13 protein-coding genes are annotated in these 14,472 nt (G+C 42.5%); 8 read left to right on the top strand and 5 right to left on the bottom strand.

What is annotated here, in order from left to right; genetic code table 11:
• Positions 1–5 precede the first annotated feature (5 nt).
• Complete coding sequence (locus RM368_RS03395; protein ID WP_322692739.1) at positions 6–860, bottom strand: hypothetical protein; 855 nt, start codon at positions 858–860, stop codon at positions 6–8.
• A gap of 94 nt (positions 861–954) precedes the next feature.
• Positions 955–1,842, bottom strand: coding sequence for a hypothetical protein (locus tag RM368_RS03390; protein WP_322692738.1), 888 nt, complete (start codon positions 1,840–1,842; stop codon positions 955–957).
• A gap of 1,084 nt (positions 1,843–2,926) precedes the next feature.
• Between RM368_RS03390 and RM368_RS03385 the strand changes: the two genes are divergently transcribed.
• From RM368_RS03385 to RM368_RS03375, 3 genes are all read left to right on the top strand, one after another.
• On the top strand, positions 2,927–5,281 hold the full coding sequence (locus RM368_RS03385) for a ribonuclease R family protein (RefSeq protein WP_322692737.1): 2,355 nt from the start codon (positions 2,927–2,929) through the stop codon (positions 5,279–5,281).
• A 17-nt stretch (positions 5,282–5,298) separates the two neighbouring features.
• Positions 5,299–5,919 carry a flavin prenyltransferase UbiX gene (locus RM368_RS03380; RefSeq protein ID WP_179065018.1) on the top strand — a complete coding sequence of 207 codons (621 nt, stop codon included), beginning with the start codon at positions 5,299–5,301 and terminating at the stop codon, positions 5,917–5,919.
• Between the two features lie 291 nt (positions 5,920–6,210).
• Positions 6,211–6,912 carry a LapA family protein gene (locus RM368_RS03375; RefSeq protein ID WP_322692785.1) on the top strand — a complete coding sequence of 234 codons (702 nt, stop codon included), beginning with the start codon at positions 6,211–6,213 and terminating at the stop codon, positions 6,910–6,912.
• Positions 6,913–6,931: 19 nt separating this feature from the next.
• On the opposite strand, the gene RM368_RS03370 is transcribed toward RM368_RS03375, so the two are convergent.
• Positions 6,932–7,126 carry a hypothetical protein gene (locus tag RM368_RS03370; protein ID WP_289797223.1) on the bottom strand — a complete coding sequence of 65 codons (195 nt, stop codon included), beginning with the start codon at positions 7,124–7,126 and terminating at the stop codon, positions 6,932–6,934.
• 795 nt (positions 7,127–7,921) lie between these two features.
• On the opposite strand from RM368_RS03370, the gene RM368_RS03365 reads away from it, so the two are divergent.
• Positions 7,922–8,467: a shikimate kinase gene (locus RM368_RS03365; protein WP_322692784.1), complete on the top strand. Its 546-nt coding sequence runs from the start codon at positions 7,922–7,924 to the stop codon at positions 8,465–8,467.
• Positions 8,468–8,478: 11 nt separating this feature from the next.
• On the opposite strand, the gene RM368_RS03360 is transcribed toward RM368_RS03365, so the two are convergent.
• Positions 8,479–9,081: a Uma2 family endonuclease gene (locus RM368_RS03360; RefSeq protein WP_322692736.1), complete on the bottom strand. Its 603-nt coding sequence runs from the start codon at positions 9,079–9,081 to the stop codon at positions 8,479–8,481.
• 498 nt (positions 9,082–9,579) lie between these two features.
• On the opposite strand from RM368_RS03360, the gene argB reads away from it, so the two are divergent.
• Positions 9,580–10,476 (top strand): acetylglutamate kinase, encoded by an 897-nt coding sequence (argB, locus tag RM368_RS03355; RefSeq protein ID WP_322692735.1) that lies wholly within the window; start codon positions 9,580–9,582, stop codon positions 10,474–10,476.
• A gap of 71 nt (positions 10,477–10,547) precedes the next feature.
• Here the strand turns inward: argB and RM368_RS03350 are convergent, their stop codons facing one another.
• Entirely contained in the window at positions 10,548–11,006 is a 459-nt protein-coding gene (locus RM368_RS03350; RefSeq protein ID WP_322692734.1) for a hypothetical protein, read from the bottom strand.
• Positions 11,007–11,176: 170 nt separating this feature from the next.
• Between RM368_RS03350 and RM368_RS03345 the strand changes: the two genes are divergently transcribed.
• The 3 genes from RM368_RS03345 (at position 11,177) to RM368_RS03335 (ending at position 14,458) form a co-directional block, all read left to right on the top strand.
• Positions 11,177–11,719 (top strand): tetratricopeptide repeat protein, encoded by a 543-nt coding sequence (locus RM368_RS03345; RefSeq protein ID WP_322692733.1) that lies wholly within the window; start codon positions 11,177–11,179, stop codon positions 11,717–11,719.
• Between the two features lie 36 nt (positions 11,720–11,755).
• On the top strand, positions 11,756–12,658 hold the full coding sequence (locus RM368_RS03340) for a DUF3153 domain-containing protein (RefSeq protein ID WP_322692732.1): 903 nt from the start codon (positions 11,756–11,758) through the stop codon (positions 12,656–12,658).
• 222 nt (positions 12,659–12,880) lie between these two features.
• Complete coding sequence (locus tag RM368_RS03335; protein ID WP_322692731.1) at positions 12,881–14,458, top strand: hypothetical protein; 1,578 nt, start codon at positions 12,881–12,883, stop codon at positions 14,456–14,458.
• Positions 14,459–14,472: the final 14 nt, after the last annotated feature.

Below are 14,472 nucleotides of genomic sequence, written 5' to 3'. Positions count from 1 at the left end.
ACTAATCAAAATCCCGCTATTGGGTTTGGCTGAGATTGTAAGTATTTGAGGAATCCGTGTAGTTCTTCTTCAGTCAGCAAAGTCCGCCCGCGCTTACCATAGGTTTCAATCAGATGTTCCCGTCCTTGTTCTGGTGTCCAGCCTAAACGCTGTATTTCGACATCAGTTTTAGCAATTACATCCGACAAATCTGCTGGTGTTGGTTGAGATGCAAGGGATGCAAGGTATTGCCGGAAGTCTAGTAATTCTGCTTCTGTCAGCAAAGTACGCGATCGCTTACCATAAGTTTTAATCAGATGCTCCCGTCCCCGTTCTGTTGTCCAGCCTAAACGCTGCATTTGGACATCGGTCTTAGCTAATATCCGAGATAAATCCTCAGAAGATATTCTAGTAATTACATTGTCTGATTCTTCTGAGTATGTAGAGAGATATTGGAACTCTTCATATTCTGCATCAAGATTGCTGGGGTATTCTACTATAGGTTGAGCTTCAAAATATTTGAGTAATTCTAATAGTTCTTCTTGAGTAGGCGAATTCTGACTTTGCTTGCTAGAAGTTGTTGTAACATACTCCTGTTCCTCCTCTTTCATCCAACATAACCGTTCGATTTCAGAATTAATTTGTCCCTGCTGTTCCATCCAACATAACTGTTCGATGTCAACATTAATTTTGGCACTCACAACTCGCTCTAATGGTTGAGATTCAAGGTATTGAAGGAAGTCTAGTAATTCTAATTGTGTTAGTAAAGTACGCGATCGCTTACCATAATTTTTTATCAGATGTTCCCGTCCCTGGTCTATTGTCCACCCTAGTCGCTGCATTTCAACGTTTGTTTGAGCAATTACTTCAGAAAAATTCACAGATCATAGCTTCGTTACTGTTTCAAGAGCCGATGTTATTAGTCATTAGCCCTTACAAATGACTAATGACCAATGACAAATGACAAATGACAAATCAAAATCCTGCTATTGGGTCTGGCTGAGATTGTAAGTATTTGAGGAATCCGTGTAATTCTTCTTCAGTGAGCAAAGTCCGCCCGCGCTTACCGTAGGTTTCAATCAGATGCTCCCGTCCCTGTTCTGGTGTCCAGCCTAAGCGCTGAAGTTCGACATCTGTTTTCGCAATTACATCTGATAAATCTACGGGTTCAGCTTTTTTCTTTCTCTTTCCTGTCACTGACGGGCTAGTGGCATTTTCTTGAGGGCTGTAAGTCCGGGGTGTAAATGGTGTGACATTGTTGGCAGAAATTGCCGGAAAGGTTTGATTTTCTGGCTGGTTATCAAAATTTATTTCCAAGTTCTCAACTGGCGGATCGAATTCTAGCTCCTGCTTGGCAGTCATAGGAAAGTTTTGACCTAAATCCTGGGTATAGGTATCGTTTAGAGGCGCAGCATTGCTGTACCCGTATTGTTCCTTACTGCTTGTTACTACTTCTGGTTTGATATTCCGTTGTTTGGAAGGCGGTATAGAGATTTCTTTGTCGCTGACTGCTGGCCACTGAGTACTAACAAAATCCTCATTTTTTGCAGAGGAATAAGCAGCAGGCTCACTCAATCCAGCTTTATTAATATTTAAGTCAGGATTTAGCTGTGCTGGGGAAACTGGATTTGAGGTTAACGCTACTGATTCTGGTGGTGCGTTTGTAATACCCAAAACTATCAGCGCCCTGTTTCTAGCTTGGTCTTCTGCTGCTTCTATTGTTTCTGCCGCTGCCATACCCGTAGCACGGGTTACGCCTTCAATTTGCACGCTTGCCCGAACAATATATTTTCCTTGAAAAATTTGCACTAATTCAGAAATCAAATTGCCCTTGGGATACAAGCTCTGGAATTGAGCCAACATAATACTGCTACCAATCTAAATATTTTTAATAACGGGGTTGATACTGCCTGTATATTCAAGCGAGATCGGCTGCCCTTACTTTAATTTACATCTACTCGATACTCAGGATGCCTGCCAATATTGCATTTATTCATTTTTAATTGCCTACTATGTATCATCTAGCTTCTTGGCAGGCGATGAGTAGGTATAATTCTCTCCTCTAAGCAGCCGTCAAGATGATATTCTTGCTTTGCCTAGTGTCCCAATTGTAGCAGTAGCTCTTTTTTGACGAAATTTTTGGTCAGTGCTAACTTATCTGGGTAGTCTTGCTTGCAATGCTATACTGATTACCCAAGTCTATATCTAGAACTATTTTCTGGAAGTGCGCTCTAAATCTACAATAATGGAGATAAGGTTCGCCCTCGCTGCTTATTAAGCTGCTTACCTAATTGTTACCGATTCTACATGTGGGAAAATTGGGTTCACCAGCAGTTCCTTTTAGTTAAAAATCAGAGTCTAATGGCGTAAAATTACCTTCTCTCTAGACAATCAAACACCTGTAGTTTCCATGCCACTTGACGGCAGTTGCTCCACTTGGGGAGACCCCAAGACCGCACTGCCTCCTTTACTTGGGGAGACCCCAGACGCTCGATAACTCGCTAACGCTGCGCTATCGACGGGAAACGCCAAGACGGGGGCTACCTCACCGCAGTGGCTCCCTTGCATAGCGCTTTTGGGCAGTATGGATTCTCTAAACCCAGCTTCTTAAAAACCCGTCGCGTAATTAACTAGCGGGGCTAAATTTTAATCAGGCGTGCAATCTTAAGTTTGGTTAGGTGAAGGGACTTGAACGCAGGCAAATTCTGAGAGCATCGTGCAGTGAGAAGTTCGTAAACGCCCAGAGTTGTCCGTGGGTCGGCTTCTTTGCAAAGGAACTGCGAGAGTAGTTTCCCGCTCTTACTGGGTCGGGCTTCCTTTCCTTAGAACTTAGGAAGCTTGCTTCAGAGCAATTAGTTTCCAGCTTGTTTCTGTAAGCCGTGAGAGTATACAGAAAAGAACCAGATTAAACAACAAATGATGTTTTGACCAAAGGTCGGTTCACTGCATGGAATTTTCAATCGCTACACTCCTTGCCAATTTCACCGATGATAAATTGGTAGCTCGGAAGGTTTTAGAAAAGAAACTTGGCTGTGAAGATGAAAAAAGTTTACAAAAACTTCACATTGCCTTAGATGTTCTGGAAAAAATCGGTATTTTAGTGAAGGAACGGGGCAAGTACCGCCGTGTTTCAGAAGAAGGAATAATCGAGGCAAAACTCCGTTGTTCTAGTAAAGGCTTTTGCTTTGCTATTCAAGATGTGGAAGGAGCCGAGGATATTTACATCCGCGAAAGCCATTTGAGTAATGCTTGGAATGGCGATCGCGTTTTGGTAAGAGTTCTCAAAGAAGGCAGTCGCCGTCGCTCTCCCGAAGGGGAGGTGAAGCTGATTCTCGAACGCTCTAACCACACTTTACTGGCACGAATTAAGCAGGTAGAAACTGGTTTTCGGGCTGTGCCTTTAGACGATCGCTTACTGTTTGAACTCAAGATTCAACCGAACGGGGCAAAGTTAGAAGAAGCGATCGATCATCTGGTTCATGTGGAAGTTTTGCGTTACCCGTTGGCACAATATCCTCCCCTTGGTCGAGTGGTGCAAATCCTCGGTAGCGATGCCGAAGCTGCTGCTGATATAGATTTAGTTACGTGCAAACACGACCTTTCCCGGACTTTTCCAGATAATGTTTTAGAAGCAGCTGCGAGGTTGCCCAAAAAGCTCCTGAAAGCAGACCTGAAAAATCGGCTGGATTTACGTAATTTGTTTACTCTCACGATTGAAGGAGTAAATAGCGATACCAAAGTTATAGAAAACGCTTTTAGTTTAGAAAAAAACTTAGCTGGAAATTGGCTTTTGGGCGTTCATATTACCGATGTTTCTCACTATGTCCAACCTGACGAAGCCTTAGATAGAGAAGCACTCAAACGAGGCAAATCAGTGTATCTAGGAGAATTGGTGCTGCCAATCTTGCCCCCAGCTGTAGCAGAACGCTGTTCTTTAGTACCTGGGAGCGATCGCTTAACCATCTCTTTTTTAATTACCATCGATCCCCAATCGGGAGAAGTACTGGAATGGGAAATTCAACCCAGTGTAATCAATATCGAGACTGCACTGAGTACAGAAGAAGCCCAAGCAATTCTTACAGGTGAAGCTGAAGATAAATCATCCCAGGTTTTCCAAATCCTGCAAGACCTCCAAGCCTTGCAAACAGCCGTGAAACAGGTACGATTAAATCGTGGTAGCCTCCAGTTGAATCTGCCGCCTAGCCAAAACGCCTATTATGATGAGGGGATTCTCGGCGCTGTGGTGGTGAATGATTTACCAGTGCGATCGCTACTCACGGAGTTGGTGTTATTAGTTAATCAACTGTTTGCAACTCACTTAAATGCTCTTGGTGTTCCGGCTATCTGGCGAGTTCAAGGCACACCTGATGTTGAAGATGTCCAGGAAATGCTGAAATTGGCAGTCAATTTAGGCGTTGACCTCACATTAGATCCAGAAGTTGATATCCAACCTTTAGATTACCAACACTTGACCACAGCTTTTGCTGAATCTCCCTCCGAGCAAGTTCTTACTTACTTATTACAAGATACACTGAAGCCGTCTGCATACAGTACCACCAAAGGATCTCACTTTGGTCTGGCATTACCGCAATATGTTCACTTTAGCGCTCCCTTGCGGCGGTTCCCAGATTTGCTGATGCAGAGAGTGTATTATACGCTACTGGAAAACGGACGCGATCGCCGCAATACCCGTGTCAGAGAGCGCGTTAACTTGCGCCACTCCTCTAGCCACGAGGAAATTAACTGGAACGTTTTACCCCCAGAATTGCAACAAGAACTGCAAAGCGATTTGACTAGGGTAATTGTCCAAATCAACGACCGAGAAAAAGAAGTTCAAGAAGCCGAAGCTGATTTAGCCGGACTGCAAAAAGCCCAACTAATGAAGCAACGCATCGGTCAGGTATTTCAAGGCGTGATTACTGGGGTTCAATCCTACGGTTTCTTTGTGGAAATTGAAGTGCCCGCGGCTGAGGTGGAGTCCAGCAGTAATCCTGGTGTGCCTTTGCGAGTAGAGGGATTGGTACACGTCAGTTCTCTCAAAGATGATTGGTATGAATATCGCGCCAGACAACAAGCACTGTTTGGGCGCAAAAATCGCGCTTCTTATCGATTAGGCGATCGCGTCGCCGTCCAAGTTAAGAGTGTCGATTACTACCGTCAGCAAATTGATTTGGTAACAGTCGGCAGCGATGGCATTGCCAAAGGTTTAACTGGCAATGATTCCCGTGAAGACCTTTCAGACCTCTACTTACCAAATGATATGGAGCCTGATGACCTAGATCCTTACTCTGAAGACGAGTAAAATCCACTACAAATTACGTGTCAAATAACACCAAACCTTTAATTTTAGGCGTATCAGGCGCATCTGGTCTGATTTACGCTGTTCGCGCGATCAAATTTTTGCTAGAAGCAGAGTATAGCATTGAATTGGTTGCCTCTAAATCAACTTACATGGTTTGGCAGTCAGAACAGGAAATTCGGATGCCACCAGAACCAACTGGGCAAGAACAATTCTGGCGAGAGCAAGCCGGTGTTGCACTTGCCGGTAAACTCCGGTGTCATCCTTGGAGCGATGTCGGAGCCGGAATTGCCAGCGGTTCCTTTGCCACTCTGGGGATGATGATTATTCCATGCAGCATGAGTACAGTAGCAAAGCTAGCAGTTGGCTTGAGTTCCGATTTACTAGAACGGGCAGCAGATGTCCAACTCAAAGAAGGGAGAAAGCTAGTTATTGTCCCGCGTGAAACGCCTTTTAGCCTCATCCACTTGCGTAACTTAACTTCTTTAGCAGAAGTTGGAGTTAGAGTTGTCCCCGCTATTCCCGCCTGGTATCACAATCCCCAAACCATCGAAGATTTAGTTGATTTTGTAGTTGCCCGTGCTTTAGATCAACTAGATATTGACTGTATTCCAATTCAGCGGTGGCAAGGTCGTCGCTAACACCCTGAGTAGATTTATTAGACCTCTTGCAAAAATATATTTTTCCAAGACAGGGAAAAGGGTAAAGGTTAAAGGGGAAAGGTTTTGAGTTTCTTTACCCTTTTCCCCTTCACCTTTACCCCGACAAATGCCAAGAAGTCTATTGTAAATTTCACAATAGTCCTAAAAAGGTAATGATAGAGATGGCTGATAGTGTCAGTAGTCAGCGAACAGTAATTAGTGAAGAATAACTAGACCGATCGCTGACTATTGATAATTGACTGCTGATAATTGACAATCGACAAAATTGCTATGGCTGTAATTCGCTTAATTCTATTGGTGGCAGTACTGGGAGGACTAACGCTGTTATTAGTCCAAAATTTCTCACCTGCTCTATCGCTAGTATTTTTGGGCGTGCGAACTCAACCATTACCACTAGCGATATGGATTTTGTTCAGTACTGCCACTGGTGCTTTCACATCAATATTGATTGCTACCTTATTTAATTTATCCAATTATTTTGTGGCAGGACAACGCCAAACTTCTAATAGAGCAACCGCCCCTTCAAGTCGTGCGAAGGCAACTCAAAGACAAGAACCGACATCTCGCCCTGCTAGTCCTCCACCACCAGCTAGTAAAAATGAAGAGTCTAGCAGTGAGGAATTTGATGATTGGGAGACAAATAGCAGTAGAGATGATGATTGGAACTTTGATGAAAAGTCACAAGAAGCGCCTATTCCTAATTCTCAAGCTCAACAACCTAGAGACTCAACAACTTACGAACGTCAATCAGAAGCCAAAAGCAGCTCTCGGTCTGGTTCAGTTTACTCCTACAGCTACCGCGAGCCAAAAAATACGGCAGCGGGAAAAACTGAATCAATTTACGATGCTGATTATCGAGTAATTATCCCCCCTTACCAGCCGCCAACTACCAATCAAGCCGATGATGATGATTGGGAATTTTTTGAGGATGATGATGATTTTGAAGATGATGGTAAACGCCCCCGTCAGTGAGATGTAGCAGGCGACATCTCTATTTAATGCCACACCGCTCTCTAGACTCCTGCTTGACCTTACCAGTCATGGCGGCTTCTTGCAAAGTCATGAAAGCATTAAAATCTTCCAAGTCATATCGAGTAGTCAACAGTTGTCGTAGTTGATCTTCAGCTTCAACTGTCAAATAACCAGTTGCTAAAGCTCTTTCTACAACGTCACGAATTCGAGTCATGGTTGACACCTCATTCATTCTATATTTATTCATTCAGACTTATCGGGGTGGAATATGCAGTAGTCTTTGTGTCGAAACTTCAATTTTTTTGCAAGTTTTTTTTGGGCGATCGCGGTAAATCAGTCATTATTTACACCTTTATTAGAAACATTTAATTGAGCGGGTCTTGTTATAAGTGAACTTTTAGAATAACGACCCTGTGCTGTTAGAAACACAGTATTATGTATACTTAAAATTAACCATCAGAGTAAAAACCCTGATTATTCAGATAGACAGATATTGTTTAAATAAAGTTTCAAACAAGTTAGGTTAATTTTTTGGTTAAGCATAGGCATTATTATGCAGCAATTACCTAGTTACTTCAGGTAAATTACTACATTTCTAAGAAATTCATCAGTTATTACTGATGATAATTTCAGAGAAGAATCGTTAATTTATTGCATAAGTTACTTTAAATACATTAATAACGGTAATTATGTCATTTCGTTCCTCTTAAAATAGAAGATGAGTTTGCAGATTTTAAAACTAATTGCAAGTTATAAAAGTTATAAGTAAATTTGAGATAGACAAAGTGAAAAACTTTGATATTTGTTGAAAATAAAATTATTGAAGGTTTATTTTGTTTTTGTATGCCTGCGTAAATTACTAATATCGGCATCAAGTCGTAGTAAACTATTAGAGTTTGCGCGATTATGTATCAAACTCCGTATTTTTAAGTCCTAGATTGAATCGTTGAGTTTATAATTTAAAGCTGTGACTCAGCACTCAAAACTTATAATTGGAGCGAAGCAACTGGTGAGCAGCTTATTACAAGGAGTCAACCTGTACTTAATTGGTATTATGGGCGTTGGTAAGACGACAGTAGGGCGCTTACTAGCAAAAGAACTGGGTTATGGGTTTGTAGATACCGATGATGTAATTGTTCAAGCAACAGGTAAATCTATCAATCAGTTATTTGCAGAAGTTGGTGAAGCCAAGTTTCGCCAGTTAGAAAGCGACGTACTTTCACAAGTTTGTGCTTTTACAAAGTTAACTATCGCAACTGGTGGCGGAATTGTACTGCGGCAAGAAAATTGGGGTTACTTGCACCACGGTTTGATAGTGTGGCTAGATACGCCAGTGGAGATAATTTACAGTCGTTTAGCTGAGGATACCACAAGACCACTGCTGCAAGATGCCGATCCTAAAGGTAAGTTGCGATCGCTCCTCAAACAACGAACACCACTTTACTCTCAAGCCGATTTGCACATCATCGAGCGAGAGGGAGATACACCTGAAGATGTTGCCAAGCAAATACTTGAGGCAATTCCTGGCGTTCTCAAAACACAAGTTTCTCATTAAGAAGACTCAAATTACCAAATTTTGCCCATCCGTAGGATAAATCCTGGTAATTCTGGATTACCATTAACTGCTTCGGGATTTTCCAAAATTTCAACTTCTCGATTCGGACGGTAAATGTAGACTTTTCGATTCTGCCGATCGATTAACCAGCCTAATGATGCACCGTTATCGATGTACTCCTGCATTTTCTCTTGTAATTTGATCGGGCGGTCGCTAGAGGAGCGTAACTCAATCACAAAGCAGGGACAAATTGGTGCAAATGAGGCTTTTTGTGCATCTGTTAAGGCGTTCCAACGCTCCAGTTCAATCCAAGAAGCATTAGGGGAACGTATCGCTCCATTAGGTAGCGTAAAACCTGTACTGGAGTCAAAGCCTATGCCAGTACCATCTTGTTCAGTCCAATATCCAAGCTGTGCAGCAATGTTAAAGTTACGGTTGCCCGTATCTGAAAAAGCTGGTGGCATAATGATGACTTCCCCATTAGCAGTGCGCTCAATTCGTAAATCTCTATTGGCTTGGCAGAACTCATAGAACTGCTCTTTTGTCATCTGCACCAGCGAGGGGAAATTTACCGTTAGGGGTGTGCTTTCAGTTTGAATTAGCAGCGTAGTCATTTTCATTTTCTAGCTTCAGCCGAATGATTTCAATTCTAGAGATTTGAAGCAAGAGCATTGGTTGTGATAGCAACAAGTCGAACAATTTCCAAATGTGGAATTAGCTTTTGCTTGGACAAGAGACAGAAATGCTCCCCTTGTTTTAGGACAGATGAATTTTTTCTTAGAATTAAATGTATGTTTTTATCGTGCTGATTTAGCATTTGAGATTAGCCCTAAATAAAATTATTTGTTTGTTTCCAATAATTCGGTTTGCGCTTACGATGCGCGATGTCTGATAGCAAGCCGCAAAGCGTCTACGCAACCCCAAAAACCTGCGCTTTTTTAAGTGTGGGTGACGCTGCCTACTATCCTGGCATTTTAGTGTTAAATCTCCATAAAGGGATCGATAGAACCCAAAAAGCTTATTTTGCTCTTGGCAGCTATGAGATATTGTTACAAGGTACAAAGTCTTCTACACTGACTGCATAGGTTTTAACTCTCTCTGTTAGGCTCCTCATGACGGTCAACGATTCTGAATACATCAGGCAAGCTGAAGCCACTCGTGTACGTGTACTCAGCGAAGCACTACCTTATATTCAACAATTCACAGGTCGCACTGTTGTTGTCAAATATGGTGGCGCAGCAATGAAAGATAGCGCACTCAAAGACAAAGTTATCCGCGACATTGTATTCTTATCCTGCGTGGGCTTGCGTCCGATTGTAGTCCACGGCGGTGGCCCAGAAATTAACAGTTGGTTAGATAAGCTGGGCATCGAACCACAGTTTAAAAATGGTCTGCGAGTCACTGATGCCGCCACAATGGATGTGGTGGAAATGGTTTTAGTTGGTCGAGTTAATAAAGAAATTGTCTCCCTGATTAACCAAGCTGGTGGATTGGCTGTAGGACTTTGCGGTAAAGACGGTAATCTATTTACAGCCCGTTCTCAAGGTGAAGAAGGCATCGGCTTTGTGGGGGAAGTCACCAATGTGAATATCAAGATTTTGGAAACCCTCGCTAGCAATGGCTATATTCCGGTAGTTTCTAGCGTCGCCGCAGACGAAACGGGACAAGCTTATAATATTAACGCCGATACTGTAGCTGGAGAAATTGCCGCAGCATTAGGGGCAGAAAAGTTAATTTTACTGACTGACACCAGTGGAATTTTAAAAGATTACAAAGACCAATCTACTTTGATTCCGAAAGTAGATATTCGTGAAGCCCGCGAGTTGATTGCTGATGGTATAGTTAGCGGTGGGATGATTCCCAAAGTGAATTGTTGTGTGCGATCGCTTGCTCAAGGAGTTCGTGCCGCACACATCATTGATGGCCGCATTCCCCACGCCCTGTTACTAGAAATCTTTACTGATGTTGGGATTGGGACAATGATTCTCGGTTCGCAGTTTACCTATTAGAGTGCTGAGTGCTGAGTGAGAAGTGAGGAGTGAGGAGTAAAAAGTTCTTATTATCCCCTCATCTCCCTACTCTACCGGGGATAGGTAATAATAACCCGCGATCGCCCACCGCTAAATGGTGTACGAGGCCATGAATTATTGATAATTACTGGATTAATTAGGGTTGAATCTCGAATTGTTGGATCGATCGGCGTGAAATTTCTCACGTTTTGCCTAAACTGGGGATAGGAATAATCGCGGTAATGATTGCGTTGTGGTATCAGTCCTGTTGTTGGGTCTACAAGCATAGGTGTGGGAATCGGACTACCATAAATAAAGGAACCCACAGAAGGCGACGATCGCCTGACTCCATAACCATAACCACCATCATTTACGAACACGCGCTCGGCGGAATGCGATCGCCTGACTCCATAACCACCATCATTTACGAACGCGCGCTGGGCGGAAGCTGGAGCAATGCTTACACCCATCACTGCTAAAGTCATACCTGCTAAGAGCCAATTCAGTTGCGAATGCTTGATTTTCAACATAATTTTGCTCACCTGCATAAGATACCGGAATTTTTAATCAGAAAATAGTCGCAGCTACTTACTTAAAATTTTAGAAGTTTATCCACTTTCAGATTGGCAGCTTTTGAAAAGATTACAAAAAGATTGCTGGCATTGGCAAAATGAAAATAGTGCTAATTTTTGTATAAGACGTGAATACAGAAAGTCTAGAAATTGCTAAAACTCGCTACCAGGCTGGGAAAGTCGCCTTTGAGAATGGGCAATACCGCAAAGCCGTAGAAAATTTAGAAAAGGCCAGCGCTCTATTAGCTCGTAATTCTCGTCTTGGGGGCGAAGTAGAAATTCATTTAGTGACAGCTTATGAAGCGGCTGGACGCACGGATGATGCGATCGCTCTTTGCGAAAGACTCAAACGCCATGCCCATTTTGAAATCAGCAAACAAGCGCGGCGGATGCTTTATATCTTAAAAGCACCAAAGCTAAAAAGACCCAGCGAATGGATGACCGAAATCCCCGATTTGGGCGCATTAGCCGATAATGAACTCAAAATTTCTGTACCTGCTAAGTCTACTAAATCTTCTGGGGAGCAAAAGCCTAAACCTGCCGAGCGAGAATTTGTTGACCTCAGTCAGGTCAATACCAGAGATAATCGCTTTATCTGGGTGGCGCTAATTGCCATTGGTTTAACCATCTCGTACTTGGTTTGGTTGAATTTTTCCGGAACCCCTGGCTGATAATAAATCTGTTGACTTTTGGGGAGATTTATAGTTATGAATTCTTCAATTTTCGGAAAGATTTTCTTGTGGTTAGTCAGATCGTTTAATTTTGTGTTGGCAAATATGAAATTGCCTTCACGAGTGAATGGTCGAAATCGAATAAACCGGATCTTTCCCATCCGAAATCCTATTCTGTGGCTCGTGCTGTTAACATCTCTGCTACTGACTGGCTGTGTGAAGTACGATGTGGGGCTTAACTTTGACAACTCAAATAGTGGCGAACTAGTACAGCATATTAAGTTGGGAGAACGGCTAACCACTTTTAGCGGCGATTCGGTGTATGAGTGGTTAAAGAGCATAGAACGCCGCGCCCGTCAACTTGAGGGTAAAGCACAGCGAGTTTCCCCAGAAGAAATCATCGTCACAATTCCTTTTAGCAGTGGTAGGGAATTGCAAGAGAAGTTCAACGAATTCTTTAACTCCCGTGCGAATCAACCCTCTGAGTCTGTACAGAGCGAATCTAACTCAGAACTGCCGAAAATTGAATCAAACGTCCTCTTGGAGGAGAATAATTTTTTACTTTTAGTCCGAAATCGGTTGATTTATGATTTGGATTTGCGATCGCTCTCTCTAATTGCTAGCAAAGGTAATGTACTAGCTAATGCTGGTTCAATTCTCGATTTGGAATTTAGCTTGAAGACTCCTTGGGGAGCTAAAAATATTCAACTAACTGAAACTGCAATTGAGCCAGAAAAAAATGGCAATCGATTAGTGTGGAAACTCCAGCCTGGTGAGCTAAATCATATAGAAGTAGTTTTCTGGCTTCCTAGTCCCCTTGGGATCGGTGGGTTGTTAATTATCTTGTTTGTCTCAGGAGGATTGTACTTGAGATACAATTTCATGCCAGATCCCAGAATTCAGTTTCCTCCGAAAGCAGCAGCTATTCAGGAACAGTAGACTATTTATTTGTTGAATATTGTTAGCGAAGCCGATGGAGAATACATCGGCTTTTTTACACTTTACCCAGCGTTTTGTAAAAATGAGTCATAACGAATTAGCCAAAGAAATTGTTCGTCGATAGTTGTTAAAAATTTTCACCATAAATTTTGGGAACCTCTTGGTAGTTTATGATGAGCAAGTAACATTTACCACTTACTAGAAGCTGAAAATATTGAACCTGTGAACGCTTACATTTTCTTATTGTTGGCTTTGTTGCCTCTCACCTCTACCCCAGCTTTTACCCAAACGAACATATCTAGACCACGGTTCACTGCTACCCCAAAACCTACTGCAATAGCAATACCTAGCAAGTCCAAGAAGACAGTTCCCCTAAGGACATTTGCAGAGGATTTGGAAGCACTTGATAAAAGCTTAACTACGATCGCTTTTTCCTTGGCAAAAGGAGTAGTTGCTGTACTAAGTATTATCGTACTTTATCGGCTCGTCTTACTAATTGCCTACCGCTCATCCCAACTGATTATCGATAACTTCAGCAATTATTCTGGCGCTGATGAAGAACTGGACAGAGTATTACCAGGTTTGAGCCAACTAGCACGAGAAATGCTGGTACAAGAGATGAAAAGTGTCCGGCAGCGAATGAAGGAGCATATTAAAAGTGTTGGGCCAGAAACCTATCGTCCTCGTGATATGTTGCCACTACCACAAGCAACTCCAGAACAACGTCTCGCTGAATTAGTGGCTTCACTCAACGAGTTCACGCCTGACCAAATAGATCCAGTAGTGCAACTACTTAAAGTAATATTCCCACCTTTTGGCACTAAAGTTACTACTATCCTTCAAAGTCAAGGAAAAGAATATAGCAAGTTAGGGATTACCTTTGAAATCACAAATATAGAAGGTCGCCTGTCCTCTAAGCTCTACACCATTTGGGAGTTAGATGATCACAAGCCAGCAGAAACTCAAAATAAGTCGTCAACACAGACACTTAAAGACCGCTACAGGAGGCTTCTAAAACCATCTGCTCGTTGGCTAGCACTAGAACTGTGTAGACGGGAAATGGTAGTAGCAGTACCTTGGAGCTACTTTGGTCGCCGACGCCAGCGTTATCAAGGACAGATACATAACTTTTTTGGCACTCTCAATCAAGCTAGCGCCCCCGATCATGGCAACTTCTTTTACCAGTTAGCGATTGAGGATTTTAAACAAGCGATATATTTGTACCCACACTGGTATCAACCCTACGAAAATTTGGCTGAAACATATAGTATCTTGGGACAAGAATCTGAAGGTAAGGAAGGTATTCATTGGCAACGTCAGGCGATTCTACAATACGATGAGGCCCTAGAAAAATGTCAGGATGTATCTGTTGAACGTCGGATTACAGTTCGCAAAAGCATTGCTGGGCTATTAACAGGTGATGAAATTGAGATTCAAGCAGCAAAACAGAAAATTGAGCATATTTTGTTGGAATGGGATGACACATCAGAGTTAAACTACCGTGTTTTATATGACCTGGCATGTTGGTATGCGATCGCTCACCGTCAAAACCTCAGTGTAGAAAACGCAGTTCTAAAAGCCCGTTGCTACTTGGTTTATTCCCTCGTCAGAGACCGCGATCGCCTATTCTGGGATTGGGCAGGTAAAGATCCAGAGTTACAAGGCATTGGTAAAGTTGTTGCGGAATTGACATTCCCACTGTTGAAGAAATTAAATGAAGTTCCCGAACTTCCCATATTGAGAGGCAAGGAATTTGCCAAGCATATACAAGAAGTCATCAAAATAGTTCAGTCGTTGTAATTAAAAAGGAGATG

Source organism: Nostoc sp. DedSLP03 (genome assembly GCF_034530815.1).
Classification (GTDB): Bacteria; Cyanobacteriota; Cyanobacteriia; order Cyanobacteriales; family Nostocaceae; genus Nostoc.
The sequence above is the reverse complement of the archived record's forward strand: the minus strand, read 5'-3'. Positions and strand labels throughout refer to the sequence as shown.

Coding starts and splice junctions, on each gene's coding strand:
- RM368_RS03390 (WP_322692738.1), bottom strand. CDS start 1,842: ATGTTGGCTCAATTCCAGAGCTTGTATCCCAAGGGCAATTTGATTTCT.
- RM368_RS03385 (WP_322692737.1), top strand. CDS start 2,927: ATGGAATTTTCAATCGCTACACTCCTTGCCAATTTCACCGATGATAAA.
- RM368_RS03375 (WP_322692785.1), top strand. CDS start 6,211: ATGGCTGTAATTCGCTTAATTCTATTGGTGGCAGTACTGGGAGGACTA.
- RM368_RS03370 (WP_289797223.1), bottom strand. CDS start 7,126: ATGACTCGAATTCGTGACGTTGTAGAAAGAGCTTTAGCAACTGGTTAT.
- RM368_RS03360 (WP_322692736.1), bottom strand. CDS start 9,081: ATGACTACGCTGCTAATTCAAACTGAAAGCACACCCCTAACGGTAAAT.
- argB (WP_322692735.1), top strand. CDS start 9,580: ATGACGGTCAACGATTCTGAATACATCAGGCAAGCTGAAGCCACTCGT.
- RM368_RS03350 (WP_322692734.1), bottom strand. CDS start 11,006: ATGTTGAAAATCAAGCATTCGCAACTGAATTGGCTCTTAGCAGGTATG.
- RM368_RS03340 (WP_322692732.1), top strand. CDS start 11,756: ATGAATTCTTCAATTTTCGGAAAGATTTTCTTGTGGTTAGTCAGATCG.